General features: G+C 67.1%; 18 protein-coding genes. 14 read left to right on the top strand and 4 right to left on the bottom strand.

What is annotated here, in order from left to right:
• The first annotated feature begins 80 nt into the window (after nt 1-80).
• A complete protein-coding gene (gene pncB / locus AC5P7S_RS08305; RefSeq protein WP_005415236.1) occupies nt 81-1,259 on the top strand; it encodes a nicotinate phosphoribosyltransferase in 1,179 nt (392 codons plus the stop codon).
• Between the two features lie 10 nt (nt 1,260-1,269).
• On the opposite strand, the gene AC5P7S_RS08300 is transcribed toward pncB, so the two are convergent.
• Nucleotides 1,270-1,635, bottom strand: a complete 366-nt coding sequence (locus tag AC5P7S_RS08300) for a DUF397 domain-containing protein (protein ID WP_095378081.1) — start codon at nt 1,633-1,635, stop codon at nt 1,270-1,272.
• A 459-nt stretch (nt 1,636-2,094) separates the two neighbouring features.
• Between AC5P7S_RS08300 and AC5P7S_RS08295 the strand changes: the two genes are divergently transcribed.
• The 8 genes from AC5P7S_RS08295 to AC5P7S_RS08260 all read left to right on the top strand — a co-directional run bounded on the left by AC5P7S_RS08295 (nt 2,095) and on the right by AC5P7S_RS08260 (nt 15,764).
• Nucleotides 2,095-2,634 carry a fimbrial protein gene (locus AC5P7S_RS08295; protein ID WP_005415238.1) on the top strand — a complete coding sequence of 180 codons (540 nt, stop codon included), beginning with the start codon at nt 2,095-2,097 and terminating at the stop codon, nt 2,632-2,634.
• An 85-nt stretch (nt 2,635-2,719) separates the two neighbouring features.
• Nucleotides 2,720-3,448 (top strand): fimbrial biogenesis chaperone, encoded by a 729-nt coding sequence (locus AC5P7S_RS08290; protein WP_065186240.1) that lies wholly within the window; start codon nt 2,720-2,722, stop codon nt 3,446-3,448.
• Nucleotides 3,449-3,540: 92 nt separating this feature from the next.
• Entirely contained in the window at nt 3,541-6,105 is a 2,565-nt protein-coding gene (locus AC5P7S_RS08285) for a fimbria/pilus outer membrane usher protein (protein WP_095378080.1), read from the top strand.
• Entirely contained in the window at nt 6,096-7,130 is a 1,035-nt protein-coding gene (locus AC5P7S_RS08280; protein ID WP_053498090.1) for a fimbrial protein, read from the top strand. Before AC5P7S_RS08285 ends, AC5P7S_RS08280 begins: the two co-directional genes overlap by 10 nt.
• Before the next feature lie 266 nt (nt 7,131-7,396).
• Nucleotides 7,397-8,581, top strand: a complete 1,185-nt coding sequence (gene wecB, locus AC5P7S_RS08275) for a non-hydrolyzing UDP-N-acetylglucosamine 2-epimerase (protein WP_095378079.1) — start codon at nt 7,397-7,399, stop codon at nt 8,579-8,581.
• Nucleotides 8,578-10,779: a hypothetical protein gene (locus AC5P7S_RS08270; protein WP_095378078.1), complete on the top strand. Its 2,202-nt coding sequence runs from the start codon at nt 8,578-8,580 to the stop codon at nt 10,777-10,779. Before wecB ends, AC5P7S_RS08270 begins: the two co-directional genes overlap by 4 nt.
• A 6-nt stretch (nt 10,780-10,785) precedes the next feature.
• A complete protein-coding gene (locus AC5P7S_RS08265) occupies nt 10,786-12,933 on the top strand; it encodes a glycosyl transferase family protein (protein ID WP_053498095.1) in 2,148 nt (715 codons plus the stop codon).
• Complete coding sequence (locus AC5P7S_RS08260; RefSeq protein ID WP_495213620.1) at nt 12,930-15,764, top strand: NfrA family protein; 2,835 nt, start codon at nt 12,930-12,932, stop codon at nt 15,762-15,764. The genes AC5P7S_RS08265 and AC5P7S_RS08260 overlap by 4 nt, the downstream gene beginning before the upstream one ends.
• On the opposite strand, the gene AC5P7S_RS08255 is transcribed toward AC5P7S_RS08260, so the two are convergent.
• From AC5P7S_RS08255 to ettA, 3 genes are all read right to left on the bottom strand, one after another.
• Nucleotides 15,758-16,762 carry a DUF4434 domain-containing protein gene (locus AC5P7S_RS08255; protein ID WP_170944935.1) on the bottom strand — a complete coding sequence of 335 codons (1,005 nt, stop codon included), beginning with the start codon at nt 16,760-16,762 and terminating at the stop codon, nt 15,758-15,760. The two genes, AC5P7S_RS08260 and AC5P7S_RS08255, sit on opposite strands and share 7 nt — an antisense overlap.
• Before the next feature lie 83 nt (nt 16,763-16,845).
• Nucleotides 16,846-18,162, bottom strand: coding sequence for an NCS2 family permease (locus tag AC5P7S_RS08250; protein ID WP_095378074.1), 1,317 nt, complete (start codon nt 18,160-18,162; stop codon nt 16,846-16,848).
• Between the two features lie 183 nt (nt 18,163-18,345).
• Nucleotides 18,346-20,010, bottom strand: a complete 1,665-nt coding sequence (ettA, locus tag AC5P7S_RS08245; RefSeq protein WP_005415249.1) for an energy-dependent translational throttle protein EttA — start codon at nt 20,008-20,010, stop codon at nt 18,346-18,348.
• A gap of 252 nt (nt 20,011-20,262) precedes the next feature.
• On the opposite strand from ettA, the gene AC5P7S_RS08240 reads away from it, so the two are divergent.
• The 5 genes from AC5P7S_RS08240 to nrdR all read left to right on the top strand — a co-directional run bounded on the left by AC5P7S_RS08240 (nt 20,263) and on the right by nrdR (nt 23,812).
• Nucleotides 20,263-20,742, top strand: coding sequence for an RcnB family protein (locus tag AC5P7S_RS08240; RefSeq protein WP_095378073.1), 480 nt, complete (start codon nt 20,263-20,265; stop codon nt 20,740-20,742).
• Between the two features lie 186 nt (nt 20,743-20,928).
• The gene (gene glyA, locus AC5P7S_RS08235; RefSeq protein WP_005415251.1) at nt 20,929-22,182 is read left to right on the top strand and encodes a serine hydroxymethyltransferase; all 1,254 of its coding nucleotides are present in this window, start codon (nt 20,929-20,931) and stop codon (nt 22,180-22,182) included.
• A gap of 66 nt (nt 22,183-22,248) precedes the next feature.
• Complete coding sequence (locus AC5P7S_RS08230; RefSeq protein ID WP_053498101.1) at nt 22,249-22,668, top strand: hypothetical protein; 420 nt, start codon at nt 22,249-22,251, stop codon at nt 22,666-22,668.
• A 27-nt stretch (nt 22,669-22,695) separates the two neighbouring features.
• The gene (locus AC5P7S_RS08225; RefSeq protein WP_095378072.1) at nt 22,696-23,145 is read left to right on the top strand and encodes a hypothetical protein; all 450 of its coding nucleotides are present in this window, start codon (nt 22,696-22,698) and stop codon (nt 23,143-23,145) included.
• Between the two features lie 145 nt (nt 23,146-23,290).
• The gene (nrdR, locus tag AC5P7S_RS08220) at nt 23,291-23,812 is read left to right on the top strand and encodes a transcriptional regulator NrdR (RefSeq protein ID WP_005415256.1); all 522 of its coding nucleotides are present in this window, start codon (nt 23,291-23,293) and stop codon (nt 23,810-23,812) included.

Raw genomic sequence — 23,812 nt, 5'->3', positions numbered from 1 at the left:
GATCTACCAATGCTGTTCCCCGTGAGCCGAGCGTGGCCGCAGGCACCCCGGTTCACCCTGCCGGGCGCATAATCCGCTCCATGCCTATCATCCAGTCCCTGCTCGACACCGACCTGTACAAGTTCACCATGATGCAGGCGGTGCTGCACCAGCACCCCGGCGCCCAGGTGCAGTACCGGTTCAAGTGCCGTACGCCCGGCATTGACCTGGCCCGCTACATCGACCAGATCGACGAAGAAATCGACCACCTGTGCAGCCTGCGCTTCAGCGACGCGGAGCTGGACTACATGCGTGGCCTGCGCTTCGTGAAGCCGGATTTCGCCGATTTCCTCGGCCTGTTCCACCTCGACCGCAAGTACATCCAGCTGCGCGCGTCGACGGCCGTGCCCGGCGAGATCGAACTGGACATTACCGGCCCGTGGCTGCACACCATCCTGTTTGAAGTGCCGCTGCTGGCGATCATCAACGAAGTCTGGTTCCGCAACACCACCACGGCCGACTTCGCCGAAGGCGAGCGCCGCCTGCAGGCCAAGGCCGCGCTGCTGCGCGATACCCCCGGCTTCGAACAATGCCGCATCGCCGACTATGGCAGCCGTCGCCGCTACTCGCGTGACTGGCATGCCCGGCTGCTGCCGCTGCTGCGCGACGCGCTCGGCCCGCAGCTGGTCGGCACCAGCAACGTCCACTTCGCGCGCCTGTACGGCATGACCCCGCACGGCACCATGGCCCACGAGTACCTGCAGGCGTTCCAGGCGCTCGGCCCGCGCCTGCGTGATTCGCAGGTGGCGGCACTGGAATCCTGGGCGCGCGAGTACCGCGGCGACCTCGGCATCGCGTTGTCCGATGTGGTCGGCCTGGACGCGTTCCTGCGCGACTTCGACATGTATTTCTGCAAGCTGTTCGACGGTGTGCGCCATGACTCAGGCGATCCGTTCGACTGGGGTGACCGCATGCTGGCGCACTTCCAGCAGCGCCGGGTCGATCCGCGCAGCAAGGTGCTGGTGTTCAGCGATGGGCTCGACATCGCCAAGGTCATGCGCCTGTACGACTACTTCCGCGGTCGCTGCCAGGTCGCGTTCGGTGTCGGCACCCACCTGACCAATGACCTGGGCCCGACACCGCTCAACATCGTCATCAAGATGGTCCGCTGCAACGGCCAGCCGGTGGCCAAGCTCAGCGATTCGCCGGGCAAGAGCATGTGCGACGACCCGGGTTACCTGGCCTACCTGCGCCAGGTCTTCGAGCTGCCGCCGGCGTAAATACGTCGGCTTACAGGTAGTCGACCACCACCAGGTAGGCGCCCTGCAGCGGCTGCTGCTTCGAAGCCTGCACGCTGTAACGCTCGGAGAAGGCGATATCGCCGGCGCGCATCGCGCTGGCCGACACCGACAGCTTCTGGCCCTGGCGCTTGCTATCGCGCAGCGTCGCGGCCTGGCCATCGGCCAGTGCCGTCACTTCCACCGTCGAGCCCTTGGCCGACGGCGGGCAGGCCGCCAGGCTCAGCTCACCCTGGGACAGGTTCGTCGTGCAGCCCGGCTCGGCGATGCGGCCGCTGAAACGGATGCTGCCGCTGCTGGCCTGGGCCAGCGCACTGACGGACATCAGGGCCACACACAGCAGAATGGAATTCCTCATGACACGTTCTCTGGTTCGGTGTGTCCTAGTTAGCGACAGGTTCGATCCGCCTTTAATAGGACAAATCCGAATCTGCTAGGGCCATCACCAAGAAAGAGTGATGCGCATCAAATAAGGCGATTTCCGGCTGAAAAAGGCCTGTTTCCGCGCCTGCCGAACGCGCCTCTCAACGCGTCATCCACGGTCGGCCGCGACCTGGCGGCCCCGTCGTCAAATCTTTCACGCCTCCCAGGCGCAGATTCCGCCTATCACGTCACATTTAGAGCGTCAATGAATTGGCGTTCAGAAAAATAATGAGACTTTCATCACATTTATGCATATACTTGCGTCACGGATTCAGGGGAAGGTATGTCCGAGTCCGGCCACAGGTGAGACGCAAGGATGGGTCTTGTTAGCCCGGCAGTGCTCCTTGCTTCCTCCTCTACTTCTCATCTCTTCAGTAGGGTTAGGTAAAAGCGAATGCACAAGATCAACCTCATTGCCGCTCTGATGCTGGCCGCCGCTCCGCTGGCCGCTAACGCCGCCGACGGCACCATCACCTTCAATGGCAAGGTGACCGACAAGACCTGCACCATCTCGACCCCGGGCGGCAAGGACTTCGCCGTGACCCTGCCGACCGTGTCGAAGAACACTCTGGCTACCGCCGGTGCCGTTGCGGGCCGTACCCCGTTCGCCATCAACCTGACCAAGTGCAGCGCCGGCAACGTCGCCACCTACTTCGAGCCGGGTTCGACCGTCGACTTCAACAGCGGCCGCCTGGTCAACCAGGCCTCGGCCAACGCTGCCACCAACGTGCAGCTGCAGCTGCTGGGCTCGAACAACCAGTTCCTGCCGATCAAGGCGGCTGGCGCTGGCCTGGCCCAGACCAACTCGCAGTGGGTCACCGTCGGCACCGACGGCTCGGCCGACCTGAACTACTACGCTGAGTACTACGCCACTGCCGCCGCCACCCCGGGCGACGTCACCAGCAGCGTCAAGTACACGATCATCTACAACTGATCGTAGCCGTACCCGCATTGGCCGGCGTACGCGCCGGCCAGTGCTCCGCGGCCCTTGGCCACACCCCTCGAGCGTAGTACTTCCGATGAAAGCACTCTTTCCCCGGGCGCTGCTGCTGGCAGCGTTCACGCTGCCCCTCTGCCAGAACGCACTGGCCGGCGTGGTGGTCAATGGCACGCGGGTGATCTACCCGGCACAGGCACGCGAAGTCACCGTGCAGGTCGACAACGTGGGCGACTCGCCCGCACTGGTCCAGGCCTGGATCGACAGTGGCGACGCCAACCAGACCGCCGATACCAGCGATGCTCCGTTCGTGCTGACGCCGCCGATCGCGCGCGTCGAGCCGGGCCGCAGCCAGGCGCTGCGCCTGATCTTCTCCGGCGCGCAGCTGCCGACCGATCACGAGACGGTGTTCTGGCTCAATGTGCTGGACGTACCGCCGTCGCCGGACAACGCCGACAGTGGTGACCAGAATTACCTGCAGGTTGCGTTCCGTTCGCGCCTGAAGCTTTTCTACCGGCCGCAGGGCCTGAAGGGCGTCGCCAACGACGCACCGGCAGCGCTGCGCTGGACCCGCAATGGCGACCGCCTGCGGGTGGAAAACCCGAGCCCCTTCCACGTCACTCTGGCCGAAGTGCATGCCGTGACCGGCAGCGGCGAAAAGGCCGTCGAGGACAAGGGCGCGATGGTCGCGCCGAAGCAGAGCCTGGAGTTCGCCGCGCCGGCGGGCACCAACCAGGTGCGCTTCATCACCATCAACGATTACGGCGGCCGGGTCGAGCACACCGTCCGCCTCGACAGCACCGGGAGCTGAACGCGCCGCGCCGGCCAAGGGCCTGCGCATCCCGCCACCGCCGCCGTGCGGCGAATTGAAGGAATGTCAGTGTGATCGGAAACAGATTGACATTGTCGATCCATCAGGCGCTTTGCCTGCTGGTTGTTGGCGCGGCCTGCCCAGGATGGGCGCTGGCTGCACCGGCCAATCTCGGCGAACAGGCGCTGATGGCGCAGAGTGGTGCGGCCAACGCGCGTGCACCGGAATCGGCCCAGTTCAATTCGAGCTTCCTGTCCGGCCAGGCCAAGCAGGTCGACCTGGCTGCCTTCAGCAACGGCAACCCGATGGTGGCCGGCAGTTACCGTGTCGATGTCTACGTCAACGGTGCCTGGCAGGGCCGTCGTGACCTGCAGTTCAAGGCCGATGCACAGGGCCGTGTCGGCGCCTGCCTGCCGCTGCCGATGCTGGAAGAAATGGGCGTGGACAGCGAGGCCGTGCTGCTGCAGCAGGACCCGACGCTGCCGACCGACACGACCAGCTGCGTGCCGGTGCAGCAGCGCATGGCCAACGCCTATGGTGTCTACGACAGCGGCAACCTGCGCTACGACCTCAGCATCCCGCAGGTGTTCCTGCGCCGTGAGGCACGCGGCTACGTCAACCCGGCGCTGTGGGACCGCGGCATCAATGCCGGTTTCGTCGGCTACAGCTTCAATGCCATCGACAGCAACAGCCGTGTCGAAGGTGGCCAGCGCAACCGCAGTGCCTATCTCGGCCTCAATGCCGGCCTGAACCTGGGTGGCTGGCAGTTCCGCCACGACTCCAACCTGACCTGGTCCGAGGGTGACGGCCGCCATTGGCAGAGCATCGCCACCTACGCACAGCGCGGCATCCCGCAGGTGCGCGGCATGCTCACCATCGGTGAGGCCTACACCACCGGCGAGCTGTTCGACTCGATCGGCTACCGCGGTGCCAGCCTGGCCAGCGACGATCGCATGCTGCCCGATTCGCTGCGCGGTTACGCGCCGGTGGTGCGCGGCATCGCCGAGACCAACGCACGCATCGAAGTGCGCCAGAACCAGCAGCTGATCTACTCCTCCACCGTTTCGCCGGGCAACTTCGTCATCGATGACCTGTACCCGACCGGCTACGGCGGAGACCTGGAAGTGAGCGTGATCGAGGCCGATGGCCGCCGCCGCGAATTCAAGGTGCCGTTCGGCTCGGTGCCGCAGATGCTGCGCGAAGGCGTGTCGCGTTACTCGCTGACCGCCGGCCAAGTGCGCAACAAGCTGCTGGCCGACGAACCCTGGCTGGTGCAGGGCACCTACCAGCGCGGCATCGGCAACCAGCTGACCCTGTACGGCGGCAGCGCGCTGAGCGATGGCTACCTGTCGCTGCTGTACGGTGTCGGCCTGTCCACGCGGGTCGGTGCCTTCGCGGCAGACGTCACCCATGCACGCACCTCGTTCGACCACTACGGCAGCCACACCGGCGCCAGCGTGCGCTTGAGCTACAGCAACATGATCGGTGAGACCGGCACCAACCTGACCCTGGCCGCCTACCGTTACTCGACCGAAGGTTTCTACAGCCTGCAGGACGCGCTGTATGGCCGTGACTCGGACAAGCGCGGCATCGATCCGACCACCCGTGGTCGCCAGCGCAGCCAGTTCCAGGTGACCTTGAACCAGCCGCTGGGCCGTCGTGGCGGTGCGCTGTACGTGACCGGTTCGGTGCGTGACTTCTATGACCGCTCCGGCACCTCCAAGCAGTACCAGGTGGGCTACAACAACGCCTGGCGTTCGGTGAACTACGGCTTCTCGGCGCTGCGCACCGAAGAAGGCGTGCTCGGCCGTTCCGACACCCAGTACCTGCTGTCGATGAGCGTGCCGCTGGGCCGTGGTACCCACCCGGTGTCGTTCAGTGCCGATCTGGGCGTGCGCGACCGCGGTGGCTACGACAACAGCCGCGTCGGCATCACCGGTTCGGCCGGCGTCGAAAACAACTTCAGCTACGGCGTGGCCCTGTCCGATTCCCGCGAGGGTGGCACCACGGCGGTCGGCAATGCCGAATACCGCAGCCGCTACTCCGCGTTGAATGCCACCTACAGCCACTCGCGTGATTTCCGCCAGGCCTCCGTCGGTGCCAACGGCAGCGTGGTGGTGCATCCGGGCGGCTTCACTTTCACCCCGCAGCGTGGCGACACCATGGTGCTGGTCGAGGCACCGGGCGCGCGCGATGCGATCGTCAGCAACGCCCCGGGCCTGCGCGTCGATGGCCGCGGCTACGCCGTGGTGCCGTACGTGTCGCCGTACCGCCTCAACACCGTCACCCTCGATCCGCAGGGCATGGCCCACGACGTCGAGCTGGAAAGCACCAGCCAGTCGATCGCACCGTTCGCCGGTGCCATCAGCTACCTGCGCTTCGATACCCGCAAGGGCAACGCGTTGCTGATCCAGGTACGCAACCCGGATGGCCGCAGCATGCCGTTCGGTGCACAGGTCAAGGATGAGCAGGGCCAGCCGGTCGGCATGGTCAGCCAGGGCGGCCGCCTGTACGTGCGCAGTGAAAAGAACCAGGGCCGCCTGCTGGTGGAGTGGGGCGCCGGTGCCAACCAGCGCTGCACCATCGATTACCAGGTTCCGGCGGGCGCCGATGCGTCCAAGACCGGCTTCATTCCGCTGGAGGCAGCATGCCGATGATTTCTTCCCGTGGCCGCAAGGCGCTGACGGCCCTTGTACTGCTGGGTGGCGCACTGCTGGCACAGCAGGCCAGCGCGTCGTGCCGCATCCAGTCCAGCTGGTTCACCGCGCAGGACGTGACCATGGACATGGGCCAGATCGTGATCCTGCCCAGCACGCCGGTCGGTGGCGTGATCAAGGAGATCAGCGAACCGATCAACCAGCAGAACAGCGTGGCACGCTGCGACTGGTCCGGTGGCCGTTCCATCGGCGAGTACGTCAACGCCGCGCAGAAGCGTCCGGTGGCCGGCTTCTCGAACGTCTATGAAACCGATGTGGCGGGCGTGGGCATCCGCCTGTACCGCGACTCCGGCGCGATCCAGACCTACTATCCGCACACCATCAACTTCGCCAGCAACAGCACCATCTCGCTGGTCGGAGGCACGTTCCGCATCCAGCTGATCAAGACTGCGGCACAGACAGGCTCGGGCGTGATCGCACCGAATGGTCGCTTCACCACGTATTACTTCGACGGTGATGGCGCCGGCCGACCGGTGCTGACCTCCACCTTCAAGGGCTCGGGCACCACCGTGGTCAGCCCGACCTGCGAAGTGCAGGCCGGCAGCCGCAACATCGCTGTCGACTTCGGCAGCGTGCCCAACACCACCTTCACCGGTGTCGGTTCGCGCGCGGTCGATCGTGATTTCGAGATCCGCCTGAACTGCCAGGGCAGCAATGTTGCCGCCTACCAGAGCAAGATCGGCATCCGCCTCGATGCCGACCAGGACAGCTCGAACATGCCGGGTGTGCTGAAGCTCAGCGCAGCCAGCAACAGCGCCACCCGCATCGGCATCCAGATGGTCCAGCGCGTTGGCACCACCGAGCGCGAAGTGCGCTTCGGCCAGACCATCAACGTCGGCACCACCGCGCCGGGGACCAGCGTCATGGCGCTGCCGCTGCGCGCGCGCTATGTGCAGACCCAGGCCGGTACGGTGGGTGCGGGTGTCGCGAACGGCCAGGCCACCTTCACCATCCAGTACGAGTAAGGCCGCCCGGGCGGCTGTCCCTGCTGCGTTCCGCCGCAACGTCGCCCGTCCCACGGGCGGCGTTGACTGCGTCTTGATCTTCCAACGATGAAGATCAGTGCCACGACGCACGTACCATCAATCTAATGTGATGGACGTCGCGAATTTGGAGTTTCCTCATGAGGTGACCGTCTCCTGCCTGCGGGCATTGGGCGGGAACGCCGAAAGGATCCAGACGTGGCTACAGCTACTGGCATTCTCCAGTACGGTCCTTCCGGAGCACCCCGGTGAAGGTCCTGTCGGTGTTCGGCACCCGACCGGAAGCGATCAAGATGGGGCCGCTGGTGCGCGCCCTGGCCGAGGCTGCGGACATCGAATCGGTGGTCTGCATCACCGGCCAGCACCGGGCGATGCTCGACCAGGTGATGTCGCTGTTCGAGATCACCGCCGACCATGACCTGGATGTCATGGTGCCCAACCAGACCCTCAATGGCCTGTGCTCCAGGCTGTTCGAGCGGCTTGACGCGCTCTACACGCAGGTCCGCCCGGATCGCGTGCTGGTGCACGGCGATACCACCACGGCGATGACCGCCGCCCTGGCCGCGTTCCACCACCGCATTCCGATCGGCCATGTCGAGGCCGGCCTGCGCACCGGCGACATCAACCGGCCATGGCCGGAGGAGATGAACCGGCGGGTGATCGACGTGGTCGGTCATCAGCTGTATGCACCCACTCCCGGCTCGCGCGCCAACCTGGCCCGTGAGCATCTGGGCGGTCAGATCCTGGTCACCGGCAACACCGTCATCGATGCCCTGCAGCAGACCGTGCAGCGCCTGGATGCCGATCCGGCACTGCGTGCCCAGGCCGACGAACCCTTCCACATGCTCGACCCCGGGCGCCGCCTGCTGCTGGTCACCGGCCATCGCCGCGAGAGCTTCGGCCAGGGCTTCGAGGACATCTGCCGTGCGCTGGCCGAACTGGCCCAGCGGCCGGACCTGCAGGTGCTGTACCCGGTGCACCTCAATCCGAACGTCCAGGCACCGGTCAACGCACACCTGGGCAACCTCGACAACGTGCACCTGGTGCCGCCGCAGGACTACCTGCGCTTCGTGCGCCTGATGCAGCGCGCCGACGTCATCCTCACCGACTCCGGTGGCGTGCAGGAAGAAGCGCCGGCATTGGCCAAGCCGGTGCTGGTGATGCGCGACGTCACCGAGCGCCCGGAGGCGGTCGAGGCCGGTGTGGTGACGCTGGTCGGGACCACGCCCTCGCGCATCGTCGAGGGGGTCAATGCGGCCTTGGCACAGCCACCGCAGCCGACCCGTTTCGACCCCGATGGCAGTCCCTATGGCGATGGCCGCGCCAGCGCCCGCATCGTCGCCGCCCTGCGTGGCGCTCCTCTTCCCGAGTTCTCGCCCGGTCTCCGCAGCGGCGGTGCCGCCTACCACCCTCTCCATGAAGTGACGCCATGAGCCACACCGGCCGCTGTCCCCTGTTTGTTTCCGCCGCCGCGTTCGTCCTGTCGTGCGCGGTTGGCAGTGCCCACGCCGCCGACAGCGTCGCCGGCCAGTTCGCAGAATGGAGCGGCGACAGCACGGTGAGCCGGCAGATGACCCTGCGCGAACTCGGCTTCCGCCAACCGCTGGTACTCAGTGGGCAGGAGAGCCAGCGCGAGGTCTACCTGCCGGTGCCGGCCGGCGTTGCCACCCGCGATGCGCAGCTGCAGCTCGATGGGCGCTATGTGCGTGGCCACGCCGGGCGCACTTCAGGCCTGTGGTCGGTGGATGGCGATCCGGTCGCCGCGCGTTCGATCACCGATGCCCAGGGCGATGCCAGCCAGCTGCTGGCCATCGATGGCGAACCCCGCCAGAACGGCTTCGTGCGGGTCGGTGTCGGCTGGTGGTCGATCGTGTCCGACTATCAATGTGCCGACCAGAGCGCGCCGGCCAATGTGCTGCGGTTGTCGCCGGATTCGCGCTTCAGCTACCGCTTCGATGGGCGTGCCGTGGATACCGTCGCCAAGGCCTGGGGCGCGCTGCCACCGCGGGTGCGCCTGCTGGTGGAGGGCAAGGCGCTGCAGGCGCCAACCTATGATGCCGCCTGGCGCATTGGTACCGCGTTGCAGGCCGGCGGCAAGCAGGTGCAGGTGGTGGCGCTGCCCAAGGTCGGCGACAGCGTCGACCTGGCCGGCATCAGCGTCCCGGCCAGCCTGCAGGGCGTGCCGGCCTATGCAGCGCTGGCTACGGGCGAACGCGTGCACGCGATCAAGGATCTGGCCGAAGTGGGGGCGCTGCTGTCGTTGCGTGACAGCGGGCCGCTTGCCGCCGATGTGATGATCGGCAGCGAGGCATTGCGCGCCGGCGTACGCGCGGCGCTGGATGCGCTGGCCGCACAGGTCGGCGCGGCGGGCACCGATGCGGGCGCAGCGTTTGCTGCGTGGCGCGGTACTGACATGAGCGGCCTGGAGAAGCCCGCCGCCAACGCTTCGGTCAGCGTGGTGGCCGTTGCGGGCCGTCCGACGCTGGTGGTCGACCCGGCGGCAGCGGGCAAGGTGGCCGGACTGTTCGCCGAACAGTGGCGCAGCTATGCGCTGGGCCGCAGCCTGCAGGTCAGCGCAGCAGGAACGCCCAAACTGGACGGTGACCAGGTACTGCTGAGCCGGCTCGGAAACATCGCCGGAACCATGGATGTGGTGACCCGCGCCGACCGCAGCGCCAGCTTCGATCTGGGCACGCTGTCGGCCGATGGCCGCCTGCCCGAGCAAGTGGTGATCGATGTCTCGGCGGCCCCCAATGCGGCGGGTCAGGGCGCGGTGGCCACGATCTACCTCAACGACTACCTGCTGGGCGGCAAGGTGCTGTCGGCCAACGGCCAACCGCAACGGCTGGTGGCCAAGGTACCGGCCTACGCGCTGTCGGCGCGCAACGAGATCCGTGTCAGCTTCCTGCGCCAACCGGCACGCCCCTACTGCCACGATCCGGCGACCGGCTATCCAGTCTCGATCCTGCCCAGCAGCCACCTGACCCTGGCCAGGCGCTCGCTGGGCAGTGATTTCGTCGGTGCCAGCAGCCAGCTGTCACGCGGCAACCAGGTGTTCGTGCCCGGCGCCTGGCTGCAGGATGCACCGGCCTCGCTGGGCAAGGTCATCGCGGTGGCCAGTGCAGTGGGCGCCTCGCCGGAGGCGTCGGAACTGAAGGTGGTCGATGCCGGTGCCGCGGTCAGCCCGGGCGCGCCATGGCTGGCCTTCGGCGTTGCACCGGGCGGTGTCGATGTGGCCGGCCAGAAGGACGGCCACCTGCGGGTCGGTGGCACGTCGCAACCGCTGCTGGATGTCAGCGGCCTGGATCACGCCGCGGTGGTGCAGGTGGGATCGTCCGGCGGCCAGTTGGGCGTTCTCTACAGCGACCTCGGTGCACAGGCACCGTCGATCAGCGCACCGTTCCGGTTGCTGCGCGGCGATCTTGCCGTGCTTGACGGCACTGACGTCGTGCGCGAGTTCGACCGCCAGGATCCCTATGGCACGCGCCTCGCGCACGATGGCAATCCGCAATCGAAGTGGGAACGGCACATGGTCTGGTTGCTGCTGCTGGTCGGCGTGATCGTATTCGCGCTGCTGGCCGCCCGCGTCACTCAGGTGCGCCGCCGCAAGTCCGCCAACGCAGGACATTGATCCACCGTGGACGGTCTGTTCTGGAACATCCAGCTGGCCAACTACTACGCCGCCCTCGAAACCACGGCGGCGGCGGTGGCCGTGCTGATCCTGATCTCCAGCCTCGATGATCTGTTCATCGATGTCTGGTACTGGGTGCGCGAGAGCTGGCGCGCGCTGACCGTCAAGCGCCGCGACGCGTACCGGCCGCTGACCCAGGAAGACCTGCTGCAGCGGCCGGAACAGCCGCTGGCGATCATGGTGCCGGCGTGGATGGAGTACGACGTCATCGCGCAGATGGTCGAGAACATGATCAACGTGCTCGACTACCGCGAGTACGTCGTGTTCGTCGGCACCTATCCCAACGACCAGCAGACCATCGACGAAGTCGAGCGCATGCGCCGTCGCTACAAGCGCCTGCGTCGCGTGGAGGTGCCGCATGACGGACCGACCAGCAAGGCCGACTGCCTGAACTGGCTGATCCTGGCGATCTTCGACTACGAGAAGCGCCACGACATCGAGTTCGCCGGGGTGATCCTGCACGACAGCGAAGACGTGCTGCACCCGATGGAACTGCGCTTCTACAACTACCTGCTGCCGCGCAAGGACATGATCCAGCTGCCGGTCACCTCGCTGGACCGCGAATGGTACGAACTGGTGGCCGGTGTCTACATGGACGAGTTCGCCGAATGGCACGCCAAGGACCTGGTGGTGCGCGAGAGCGTGTCCGGCATGGTGCCGTCGGCCGGCGTCGGCACCTGCTTTTCGCGGCGTGCGCTGCTGGCGTTGAGCGCGCAGACCGACAACCAGCCTTTCAACACCGACAGCCTCACCGAAGATTACGACGTCGGTGCGCGGCTGGCAGCCATGGGCATGCAGTCGATCTTCGCCCGCTTCCCGGTGCAGTTCCGCGTGCGCCGGCCGTCTTGGTTCGGCTGGGGGCCGGTGCGCGAGCGCACCCAGCAGATGGCACTGTGCGTGCGTGAGTACTTCCCCGACAACTTCCGCGCCTCGTACCGGCAGAAGGCGCGCTGGGTGCTGGGCATCGGCCTGCAGAGCTGGGAGTCGCTGGGCTGGCGCGGTTCGCTGGCTACCAAGTACCTGTTGGCGCGCGATCGCAAGGGCATCATCACCTCGTTCGTCAGCATCATCGCCTACCTCATCTTCCTGCAGTTGCTGCTGTTCTGGCTGTTGAAGGCGACCGGGGTGTGGACGATGCAGTTCCCCAGCGTGTTCCAGGCCGGTACCTGGCAGATGAATGTCGCGCTGCTGACCACGGCGGCGCTGGCGACCCGCGTCGTGCAGCGCTTCTACTTCGTCAACCGCTTGTACGGCTGGGAGCATGCGCTGATGTCGATCCCGCGCATGGTGGTCGGCAACATGATCAACTTCATGGCCACCGCCCGCGCATGGAAGGTGTTCCTGGCCTACCTGCTGTTCGGCAAGCGCATGGTCTGGGACAAGACCATGCACGACTTCCCCGATGCGGCACAGCTGGTGCAGACCCGCAAGCAGCTCGGTGAGCTGTTGACCACCTGGCAGGCGGTGGAACCGGAGCGGCTGCAGCAGGCGCTGGCGCAGCAGCATGCCGGCCGGCGGCAGCCGCTGGGCCGCATCCTGCTAACCCAGGGCTGGCTGGATGATGAAACCCTGGCCGAAGCCATCGCCTTCCAGGGCGACCTGCCGCGTGCGGTCATCGACGTCGACTACCTGCGCGCGGGCTCATTCCCGGTCAGCGCCGATGCCTGCGTGCAGTGGCGCATGCTGCCGCTACCGCCGCGGCAGCAGCAGACACTGCGGCTGGCCGTGGCCAGCCCATTGCCCGAAGACGCGCTGGCGTTGCTGAAGCAGGAAACCCGCAGCGCGCACATCGAACAGAGCATCGCCCGCGAAAGCGAAATCAACGCAGGCCTGCGCCTGATCGGCGGCGACCAGCACTGGCAGCTGGACAACGTGCCCTTGCTGGGCGACCTGCTGGTGGAGATGCGCCTGATCGACCACGCGCGCTTCGAGATCGCACTGGATGCGTACAAGCCGCAGCGCGATGGCCGCATTGGCGATTACCTGGTCAAGCAGGGCATCACTACCGAAGAGGCCGTGGCCCAGGCCATGCAGGAGCAGCGCCGGCGTGCGGCCGCGCTGCAGTCGCCGCCTCCCGGAGCCTTGCCCGCATGAAGACCACGCTGCTGTCCACCGTCATTGCCGTGGCACTGGCCACGCCCGCCGCGCCGGTGCTGGCGCAGGCCGATGCGCCGCTGCCGTTGTCCGGCGCTGCATACCGCATCGCCGAGCAGGCCTTCGCCGCTTACGAGCGCGGCGACTATCAAGCGGCTTACCAGCAGTCCAGCGAAGCTGTCCGGTTGCGCCCGGACGTGGTGCGGCTGCGCCTGCTGCAGATCTATGCGTTGCAGAAACTGGGCCGGTCGGCGGAGGCGCAGCAGCAGGCGCGCCGTGCACTGGATGCCGGGTTGAAGGATCCGGCCTTGCCGGCACTGGCCGCTGCCACCGCTGCGCGCAGCACGCCCCCGGATGCCAGGGGCGGGCGCGCCCCCTCCCCACCGCGCGCGGCCGGCAGCGGCGCAGACCGCGCCAGGCAGCAGGCCTACACGCTGGCCACCGAGGCCTATGCTGCCTATGACGCCGGACGCATGCGGGAAGCAGCCAGCAAGGCCGAGCAGGCCTTCCGCCAGCAGCCGAAGCAGGGCGCCTGGGCGATGCTGTGGGTGGCGGCGCTGGAGGCACAGCAACAGGCCGAACTGGCCGACGCGGCCATCGGCACGGCGCTGCAGCTGGGCGCACCGAACGTCGAGGAACTGCACGCGCGGCGCGTGGCGCTGGCCCGCCAGCGCGCGCTGCTGCAGGCCCAGCAGGCCTACCAGTCGCTGTCCACGCAGAACGATGCGGCGGCCGTCGCGCAGGCGCGGGCCGCCGTCGAGCTTGCGCCGGATGTTGCTTCGTACCGGTTGCTGTTGATCACCGCGCAGCTGCAGCAGGGGCAGCTGGCCGACGCCGAGCGCAGCGCCGACCAGGCACTGCAGGCCGACGGCGGCGATCTCAATGCCCGGGTGATGCGCGGTTATCTGCGCCAGCGCCAGGGCAAGACCGTGCTTGCCAATGAGGACTTCGACACCGCGCTTGCCATGCCGGGGTCCACAACGCAACAGCGCAACGTGCGCCTGCTGGCCGTGGATGCGGCCTTGGCCGCTGGGGACCGCATACGTGCGGCTGCACTGCTGGCGCCGCTGCAGGCGGCGTTGCCCACGGATGTGGGCGATGCTCGCGCGCAGCAGTTGCTGCAGCAGGGCATCGAGCAGCGCGCCAGGGCGACCGGATCCAGTCGCGAGCGTCCGCGCATGAGTGCGCAGGCCTATCCGGCGCCGTTCCAGCATTGCCAGTCGGATGGCACCGGCACTGTCTGCGAGCTGATGCCGGCTGACCTGCAGGGCGACGGTGGTGCCGCACAGCGCGCATATGCAGCCTACGCACGGCAGGACTTTGCCGAGGCCATCGGTGAGGCAAGGCAGGCAGTGCAACTCGCACCGGACGATGCAGACCTGCAAGGCCTGCTGACCACCACGCTGGCGGCAGGCAACCGCAGCCAGCAGGACGAAGCGCGGCTGCGCCTGGATGCGACGCTGGCACAACACCCTGATGACGCGGTGGCGCTGATGCAACGCGGCTACCTCAACCAGAAGGCCCGTGAACCGGCGCGCGCACTGGCCGACTTCCGTGCCGCTGAGGCCACCGGCAAGGCACCCAAGAGCGTGGTGATCGACCAGGCGTACGCGAGTGCGGCCAACGGCGATCATCCGCAGGCGGTGTCGCTGCTGCGCAGCGCCATTGATCGCGCCGACGCCGGTGAGCTGCCTCTGGATGCGCATCAGCGCTACAACGTGCGCAATGCCATCGCCAACTATTCGCGCGAGTGGGGCGTGATCGCCTCGGCCGGCTTCCGCGGCGCGCGCCAGGCCGCGACCAATGTCGGCGGCGCGGCGATCAGTACGCCGGGCGATTCGGTGTTCAGCACGCTGGAAGCGTTCTGGCGGCCCCCGGCGTTCAATGACCAGCATGGCACGCTGGAGCTCTACACCCGGCTGCTCAACACGCTGTACGACGAGGGCGGCACCTACGAATCGATCCGCGCAGTGGACCCGTGCACCGGCGAATCGACACCCGACGCACGTGCTCGCGCCGACCGTCTCAGCCGCTCGCGTTCCACCACCGGCTGGCCGTCCACCATCGCCTCGTTCGGCATGCGCTACGCCTTCGGCCAGACCGGCCTGAGCGCCGGCATCGAGCGCCGCCAGTTTCTCGGTAGCGCCACCCGCACGGGCGATGTCTATCCCGCGTCCGCGGCCGTGCAGTGCAGCCTGCAGCTGGTCCTGAACCCGCCACTGGAAGCCAGCACGCTGGCCCGCTACCGCCTGGCCAGCGGTTCCGGTGGCTGGATGTCCTACCTGACCTACGGCTATTACCACGGTACCGACCTGCGCACCGACGTGAACCAGTGGTGGATGGTCAGCGGCTACGCGCAGGGCGGTTACACGTGGGATGACAACAGCGCGCATTTCACGCTCGATGCACTCGATGCCAACGGCATACCGGTGCGGCGGATCGGCGATGCCAGCGGGCGCCTGCATCGCGAACAGTGGTTCGCGGCCGGTGAACTGCGCGCCGGACGCAGCTTCCGCTTTGGCGCCGGGCAGGCCCACTGGGTGGTCACGCCGTATCTGGTGGTGGGGGCGGACTGGCTGGACCAGCGCTCGCGCGTGCGCGACATCCGTTACCCGCTGTTCCCGTCGCAGTCGTTCGCGCTCAACGATACGCAGCGCAGCTGGTCACTTGGCGCGGGGCCGGGCCTGGGCGTGCGCTACTGGTTCCGCGAGGACCGCTACAACACGCCGCGTTCCTACCTCGACCTGACCGTGCAGTACCGCTTTGCGATCGGTGGCGGTGATACGCAGCGCGCCAAGGGCCTGTTCGCCACCGCCATCCTCTATTACTGAGGCAACCCCCACCGCCGCCGCAGCGCCGCCGCCTGCGGCGTGTCCTGGGTCAGCCACGGCTCCAGCGCATAGACCAGCACGTGCTGTGCGCCGCTGTCGCGTGCCCACGCCAGCTGCCGTTGGATCCGCGCGGCATCGGCAGTCTCGCCCTTGAACCCGCTGCCATCAGCGGCGCTGCCGGGCAGTTCGCGGAACAGCTCGACGATCGCATCGAAGCCGATGTCGTGCGCGTGGAAGTGATCGAGCAACGGCTGAAGCTGCTGCACGTTGCCGGCGCCGGCAACGCCCACGCCGTCCTGCACCATCGGCCGCAGCGTGGCCTGTGCCAGCACCGCCTGCCACAGCGTGACCAGGTTGCCGTCGGTCTGCAGGCGGCTGAAGTAGCAGGAGATCGCGCAGTCACCGCCGCGCGCGCGGGCGGCGTCTGCCAGCCCGTGCAGCCATTGCGCCAGCCACTGCTGGCGGGCCGGATCGGCCCAGTGGTACTGCTCCAGCTCGTAGGGCAGGTACCAGCCCTCGAAGGCGGGTACCTGCGCCCAGGGCGCCTGTGCCAACCAGCGGCGTGCATGCGCCAGGCTGTCGGCGAGGAACGCCTGCAGCGTGGCATCGTCGGCCCCGATCGCCTGCCACCAGCGTTGCTGGAAGGGCAGTCCGACGCGGATGCGGATGTCGTTCTCGCTGGCGGCGGTGAACAGCTGCTGCAGGCTGCCGTCGGGCAGTGACCAGTCGCCGTCACTGCCGCCGACGATGCCGGTCCATTGCAGCACCAGCTGACGGCAGCCCAGCGTATGTGCAAGCTTCAACGAGCGCTGCCAGTCGGCCAGTCCCCACTGCAGGTGGCTGCGCCAGGGCTGCAGGAAGGTGCCGTCGACCTGCACCGGCAGCGAGCAGCCGGGCAGGGTGGCGAGCGTACCGGCCAACGGCGCCAGCACGGCCGCGCGCAGCAGGCGGCGGCGCAACGGCGAAGACGGATCTGCGGGAAGAACGGGCGCAACCATGCCCGCATCATCCCAGAGCACCGTGCGCAGCAGGTGAACCCAGCGACCGGTGGTGCCGGCCGCTGGCCGGCACCACCGTGTGCTTACTCCAACGCGTAGCGCAGGGTGAACAGCACCGCCACCAGCCATACCGCTGGATGCACTTCGCGCCAGCGGCCGGTGCCGGCCTTCAGTGCCGCATACGCGATGAAGCCAAACGCCAGGCCATTCGCGATGGAGTAGGTGAACGGCATCGCCAGCGCGCACAGTGCGGCCGGCACCGATTCGGTCAGGTCGCTCCAGTCCACTTCCACCAGTTCGCGCAGCATCAGGCCGGCCACGAACAGCAGCGCCGGTGCGGTGGCATAGCTGGGCACCATCGCCGCCAGCGGCGAGAACAGCAGCGCGGCCACGAACAGCGCCGATACGACCAGCGCAGTCAGGCCGGTACGGCCACCCACCTGCACGCCCGAGGCGCTTTCAGCGAAAGCGGTGGTGCTGCTGGTGCCGAGCACCGAACCGGCCACGATGGCGGTGCTGTCGGCCAGCAACGCGCGGCCGAAGCGCTTCTGCGCGCCCGGCAGCTTCAGCAGTCCGGCGCGACCGACCACGCCATACAGGGTGCCGGTGGCATCGAACACTTCCACCAGCACGAACACCAGCACTACCTGCAGCAACACCGCGATCGGCGCACCGCCGTCATGGTGCAGCAGGCCCGGCAGGTCCAGCTGCAGGAAGGTGGGGGCCAGGCTCGGCGGCAGCGAGACCAGGCCCTGGTACTGCACGTCGCCCAATGCCCAGCCCGCACCGGTCACCGCCAGGATGCCGATCAGGATCGCGCCGCGGATCCGGCGTGCTTCCAGCACTGCGATCAACAGGAAACCGGCCAGCGCCAGCAGTGGCGGCGCCGTGTTCAACGGGCCCAGCGCCACCAGCGTGTCTTCGTTGCCGACGATCACGCCGGATTTCTGCAGTGCGATGATCGCCAGGAACAGGCCGATGCCGGCCACGATCGCCGAGCGCAGCGACGAAGGAATGCCCGACACCAGCCATGCCCGCACACCGGTCAGCGACAGCACCAGGAACATCAGGCCGGAGATGAACACCGCCCCTAGCGCCTGCTGCCACGGCAGGCCGGCAGCGCCGACCACGGTGAACGCGAAGAACGCGTTCAGGCCCATGCCCGGTGCCATGCCGACCGGGAAGTTGGCCGCCAGCGCCATTACCGCCGAACCCAGCGCGGCGGCCAGGCAGGTGGCCACGAACACCGCACCCGCATCCATGCCGGTGGTGCCGAGGATCTCCGGGTTGACGAAGACGATGTAGGACATCGTCAGGAAGGTGGTGATGCCGGCCAGCAGCTCGGTACGCACGGTGGTGCCGTGCTGCTGCAGCTGGAACATGCGCTCGAACAGGGACATGGGGATTCTCGCGACGATAAGGTGTCACGACCAACGGTCGTGACCTACCCGAATGCAGAACGTGGGTACCGACCGTTGGTGGTGGGTACCGACCGTTGGTCGGTACGCTTCAAAGCGTCACCACCAACGGTGGTGACCTGCCGAAAGGAGAAAGGCCGCGCGAGCGCGGCCTTTCCGGTTGCCTTACTTCAGCGCCTTGAAGCGCAGGCGCTTCGGCGCAGCGTCATCGCCCATCCGGCGCTTCTTGTCTTCCTCGTACTCGCGGTAGTTGCCCTGGAAGAACTCCACGTGCGAGTCGCCTTCGAAAGCGATGATGTGCGTGGCGATGCGGTCCAGGAACCAGCGGTCGTGCGAGATCACGAAGGTGTTGCCCGGGAACTCCAGCAGCGCGTCTTCCAGTGCACGCAGGGTTTCGATGTCCAGGTCGTTGGACGGTTCGTCGAGCAGCAGCACGTTGCCACCCTGCAGCAGGGTCTTGGCCATGTGCAGGCGGCCACGCTCACCACCGGACAGCGAACCGACCATCTTCTGCTGGTCCTGGCCCTTGAAGTTGAAGCGGCCGATGTAGGCGCGCGACTGGATCTCGATGCCGTTGATGTTGAGGATGTCCAGGCCGCCGGCGATTTCCTGGAAGACGTTGTGGTTGCCTTCCAGCTTGTCGCGGCTCTGGTCCACGTAGGACAGCTGCACGGTCGGACCGATCACGATCTCGCCCGAATCCGGCTTTTCCTGGCCGGTGATCATCTTGAACAGGGTCGACTTGCCGGCGCCGTTCGGGCCGATGATGCCGACGATCGCGCCCGGCGGAATCAGCATCGACAGGTTGTCGATCAGCAGGCGGTCGCCGAACTTCTTGGAGACGTTCTTGAACTCCATCACCATGTTGCCCAGGCGCTCGCCCGGCGGGATGAAGATTTCGTTGGTCTCGTTGCGCTTCTGGTAGTCCTGCGACTGCAGCTCTTCCAGGCGGGCCAGACGGGCCTTGCCCTTGGAACGGCCGCCCTTGGCGTTCTGGCGCGACCACTCCAGTTCCTTCTGGATCGCCTTCTGGCGGGCCTTTTCCTGGTTTTCTTCCTGCTTCAGGCGTTCATCCTTCTGCACCAGCCATTCGGTGTAGTTGCCCTTCCACGGAATGCCGCGGCCGCGGTCCAGTTCCAGGATCCACTCGGCGGCGTTGTCCAGGAAGTAGCGATCATGGGTGACGGCCACCACGGTGCCGGTGTAACGCGCCAGGAACTGCTCCAGCCATTCAACCGACTCGGCGTCGAGGTGGTTGGTCGGTTCGTCCAGCAGCAGCATGTCCGGCTTCTGCAGCAGCAGGCGGCACAGTGCCACGCGGCGCTTTTCACCACCGGACAGGTTGGCGATCTTGGCATCCCAGGGCGGCAGGCGCAGCGCATCGGCAGCCACGTCCAGCTGGTTTTCCAGGGTGTGCGCATCACCGGCGGCCAGGATCGCCTCCAGGCGCTCCTGCTCCTTGGCCAATGCGTCGAAGTCGGCACCTTCTTCGGCGTAGGCGGCGTACACCGCCTCCAGCGCGGCCTGGGCCTGCAGCACTTCACCCACGCCTTCCTCGACCGACTCGCGCACGGTCTTGTTCGGGTCCAGTTCCGGTTCCTGGGCCAGGTAGCCGACCTTGATGCCCGGCTGCGGGCGGGCTTCACCCTCGAAATCGGTGTCCACGCCGGCCATGATCTTCAGCACGGTGGACTTGCCGGCGCCGTTCAGGCCCAGCAGGCCGATCTTGGCGCCCGGGAAGAAGGACAGCGAGATGTCCTTGATGATCTGCCGCTTGGGCGGGACCACCTTGGACACGCGGTTCATGGTGTAGATGTATTGCGAGGACATGAGGTCTCCGTAGGCGCGGCCCTGCGCCCGGCCCATCACGGGAACATCCCGTTGTGGCAGCGGGCACAGACTGGAAAGGAATACCGCCAATTATAGCCGGAACCGGTTCCGGGCCGCGCCGGGCAGGCGCCGTCGGGCTGGCCGTGGGCTGAATACTGCGTCACAGTCCTGCAGCGGGAAGCGTTTCCAGCCGGAAACGGTTCAGATCGGTTGCGCAATATGGGCTCACCACCACCCAAGCAGAGGTCTGACATGCGCATCAATCGAGTAATGGCCGGCGCCGTGGCCTCTGTGCTGGCGTTCGGCGCGGTGGCCCCGGCCTTTGCCGACAACGACCACCGTCGCGGCCATGACCGCCGCGAGTGGCGCGAGGACCGCCGCGAATGGCGACAGGACCGCCGTGACTGGGAACGCGACCGCCGCGAGGCACGCCGCGACTGGGAGCGCGACCGCCGCGACTGGCACCGCGACCACGACCGCTACTACCGCCCGGCCCCGCCGCCGCCGCGCGTGGTCTACCGCCCGGCCTACGGCCCGGGCTACGGCTGGAAGGTCGGCCACCGCTACCGCGATTACTACCGCGGCCCGATCTATGTGGTGAACGACTACCCGCGCTACCACCTGCGCCGCCCGCCGTATGGGCACCACTGGATCCGCGACGACCGCGGCAACATGCTGCTGGTGGCGGTGGCGACCGGCATCATCGCCGACTACATCATCAACAGTCGCTGAGGATCGCGGCCGGGGTCGGATCCCTTTCCAACGGAAAGGGCCCTGATCCCACAACATCCCTGGAAACCATACGGGGCCGGATTCCTTCGGGAGTGCCGGCCCCGGCCTTTTCGGCCCCGGCAGGCCGGTGCGGGGCTACAATCAGGGGCTGAGCCGTACCCCTTTCCCTGCCTGCTGGAGTACCCGATGTTCCCGCGTGACGTCCGCATCGAAACCTACGATCCCGAACTGGCCAAGGCCATTGCCGCTGAGACCCAGCGCCAGGAAGACCACGTCGAGCTGATCGCCAGCGAGAACTACACCAGCCCGGCGGTGATGGAAGCCCAGGGCAGCCAGCTGACCAACAAGTACGCCGAAGGCTACCCGGGCAAGCGCTACTACGGTGGCTGCGAATACGTGGACATCGCCGAGCAGCTGGCGATCGACCGCCTCAAGCAGCTGTTCGGTGCGGACTACGCCAACGTGCAGCCGCACAGCGGCTCGCAGGCCAACCAGGCCGTGTACTTCGCCCTGCTGCAGCCGGGTGACACCATCCTCGGCATGAGCCTGGCCCACGGCGGCCACCTCACCCACGGTGCCAAGGTCAATGCCTCGGGCAAGCTGTTCAACGCCGTGCAGTACGGCGTCAACGACCAGGGCCTGATCGATTACGACGAAGTCGAGCGCCTGGCCCTGGAGCACAAGCCGAAGATGGTCGTCGCCGGCTTCTCGGCGTACTCGCAGGTGATCGACTGGGCGCGCTTCCGCGCCATCGCCGACAAGGTCGGTGCCTACCTGTTCGTGGACATGGCCCACGTGGCCGGCCTGGTCGCCGCTGGCGTCTACCCGAGCCCGCTGGAGCATGCCCACGTCGTTACCTCCACCACCCACAAGACCCTGCGCGGCCCGCGTGGCGGCATCATCATCGCCAAGGGCGCCGACGAAGACCTGGTCAAGAAGCTGCAGTCGATCGTGTTCCCGGGCATCCAGGGCGGTCCGCTGATGCACGTCATCGCCGGCAAGGCCGTGGCCTTCAAGGAAGCGCTGGAACCGGGCTTCAAGGCCTACCAGCAGCAGGTGGTGAAGAACGCCCAGGCGATGGCCAACACGCTGATCTCGCGCGGCTACAAGATCGTTTCCGGTGGCACTCAGAACCACCTGATGCTGGTCGACATGATCGGCAAGGACGTGTCCGGCAAGGATGCGGAAGCTGCGCTGGGCAAGGCTCACATCACCGTCAACAAGAACTCGGTGCCGAACGATCCGCGTTCTCCGTTCGTGACCTCGGGCCTGCGCCTTGGCACCCCGGCCGTGACCACCCGTGGCTACGTCGAGCAGGACTGCGTGGACCTGGCCAACTGGATCGCCGACGTGCTGGACGCGCCGAACGATGATGCCGTCATCGCCCGCGTGCGTGATGCCGTCAGCGCGCAGTGCCGCAAGTACCCGGTTTACGGCTGATCGCCGCCGGGGTCGGATCCCTTCCCGCAGGGAAGGGCTCTGACCCCGTCACCAGGAATCCCGCGCATGGATGAGCGCCGCCTCAAGTACCTGTATGCCGTCCTGGCGGTGGCATTTGGCCTGCCCAGCCTGGCAGTGGGCGGTGTCGCGGCGACGATGCTGCTGCTGACGGGGCTGGGCCAGTTCGGCCATGGCACGCTGGCCGCGGTGACGGTGATGCCGCTGTGGGGCCTGGCCGGCATTGCCGGCTGCCTGGCCTGGTTGTGGCTCAGCGCCGGGTATCTGCTGCAGGGGCGTGCCGGGCTGCAGGTGCATCGCCTCTGGTGGTGGATGCTGCTGGCCGGCGGTCTTGCCGCTGTGCCCCCGCTGGGGCTGGCGCTGTGGTGGAGCATCACGGTCCACGCCGAAGGCATCGCCCTGTTGCTGTTGGGCCCATCGATGCTGGTGCCGGCGGCGATGCTGGTGTGGATCAAGCGCCGCGCATGACGTGGCCCATGGAAGGACACCGAACGCATGGATGAGCGCCTGCACAAGCGCGGGATGGCCATTGCCGGCCTGCTGGTGGGCCTGCCCACCGTGGCAGCAGGCGGTACGGGTGCCGTGCTGGGGCTGATGGTCGTATGGGACGGCAAGTACCTGACGGGCGACGAGCACACGCTGTTGCTGCTGTGGTCGTCGGCCGGGATCATCGGCCTGCTGTCGTGGTTGTGGCTGAGCGGGCTGTTCCTGTGGCGCGGTGTTGCCGGCCTGCGCCAATCACCGGTTGCCGCCTGGGCCGGCCTGGCGCTGGGCGTGCTGGCTGCGTTGGGCGTGGTCGCCGCCGCGTTGTACTTCACCTTCAAGTACGGGGAGATCTCGACATTGGCCTTCCTCGGCTTTGGCCCACCGCTGTTGGTGATGGCCGGGCACCTGGCGTGGCTGCGCTGGTCACGCGTGGCATCGCCGCCGCCCGCACCGGGTTGAGCCGGACATCACGAACTCGCCGCACACCTTGGGTGGCCAGAATGCAGGCGCTTCCGCGCAGGCAGCATTTGCTGCGGCGCCCTTTCTCAGGTACCTTTGCGACGCTGCCATGATCGTGGCAATTGCTCCCTGAGCCAGGCGTTCCATGCATTGCCCCTTCTGCCAACATGCCGATACCCGGGTCATCGACTCGCGCGTCTCTGAAGACGGCGCGACGATTCGCCGTCGGCGGGAATGCGAAGCCTGCGGCGAGCGCTTCAGCACTCTGGAAACGGTCGAGCTGAAGCTGCCGGCCATCGTCAAGAGCGATGGCACCCGCGAAGCGTTCGACCAGCGCAAGGTCCGCGCGGGGTTCGACCGCGCGCTGCAGAAGCGCGCGGTGCCCGAAGACAAGATCGAGGCGGCGGTACGTGCGGTGGTGCACCAGCTGCGCATCAGCGGCGAGCGCGAAGTGCCCTCGATCAAGGTTGGCGAGTTCGTCATGAACGAACTGCGCAAGCTCGACCATGTGGGCTACGTGCGCTTCGCTTCGGTGTACCGCAGCTTCGAGGACGTGGCCGATTTCCGCGAGGAGATCGAGAAGCTCGAGCGCGACCTGCCGTCCAGCACCGAACAGCTGCAGCTGCTGGGCGATGTGATCGCCCTGACCAAGAAGAAGAAGGGCTGA

It is taken from the genome of Stenotrophomonas sp. YJH_SMC_32 (assembly GCF_059369975.1).
This window is presented reverse-complemented; position numbering and strand designations above follow the sequence as displayed.

Excerpts from the sequence above, each read along its gene's own strand:
- AC5P7S_RS08295 (WP_005415238.1), top strand. The coding sequence starts at position 2,095 with ATGCACAAGATCAACCTCATTGCCGCTCTGATGCTGGCCGCCGCTCCG.
- AC5P7S_RS08225 (WP_095378072.1), top strand. The coding sequence starts at position 22,696 with ATGGATGAGCGCCTGCACAAGCGCGGGATGGCCATTGCCGGCCTGCTG.
- AC5P7S_RS08240 (WP_095378073.1), top strand. The coding sequence starts at position 20,263 with ATGCGCATCAATCGAGTAATGGCCGGCGCCGTGGCCTCTGTGCTGGCG.
- AC5P7S_RS08255 (WP_170944935.1), bottom strand. The coding sequence starts at position 16,762 with ATGGTTGCGCCCGTTCTTCCCGCAGATCCGTCTTCGCCGTTGCGCCGC.
- pncB (WP_005415236.1), top strand. The coding sequence starts at position 81 with ATGCCTATCATCCAGTCCCTGCTCGACACCGACCTGTACAAGTTCACC.
- glyA (WP_005415251.1), top strand. The coding sequence starts at position 20,929 with ATGTTCCCGCGTGACGTCCGCATCGAAACCTACGATCCCGAACTGGCC.
- AC5P7S_RS08280 (WP_053498090.1), top strand. The coding sequence starts at position 6,096 with ATGCCGATGATTTCTTCCCGTGGCCGCAAGGCGCTGACGGCCCTTGTA.
- AC5P7S_RS08270 (WP_095378078.1), top strand. The coding sequence starts at position 8,578 with ATGAGCCACACCGGCCGCTGTCCCCTGTTTGTTTCCGCCGCCGCGTTC.
- AC5P7S_RS08250 (WP_095378074.1), bottom strand. The coding sequence starts at position 18,162 with ATGTCCCTGTTCGAGCGCATGTTCCAGCTGCAGCAGCACGGCACCACC.
- AC5P7S_RS08290 (WP_065186240.1), top strand. The coding sequence starts at position 2,720 with ATGAAAGCACTCTTTCCCCGGGCGCTGCTGCTGGCAGCGTTCACGCTG.
- AC5P7S_RS08230 (WP_053498101.1), top strand. The coding sequence starts at position 22,249 with ATGGATGAGCGCCGCCTCAAGTACCTGTATGCCGTCCTGGCGGTGGCA.
- AC5P7S_RS08260 (WP_495213620.1), top strand. The coding sequence starts at position 12,930 with ATGAAGACCACGCTGCTGTCCACCGTCATTGCCGTGGCACTGGCCACG.
- AC5P7S_RS08300 (WP_095378081.1), bottom strand. The coding sequence starts at position 1,635 with ATGAGGAATTCCATTCTGCTGTGTGTGGCCCTGATGTCCGTCAGTGCG.
- nrdR (WP_005415256.1), top strand. The coding sequence starts at position 23,291 with ATGCATTGCCCCTTCTGCCAACATGCCGATACCCGGGTCATCGACTCG.
- ettA (WP_005415249.1), bottom strand. The coding sequence starts at position 20,010 with ATGTCCTCGCAATACATCTACACCATGAACCGCGTGTCCAAGGTGGTC.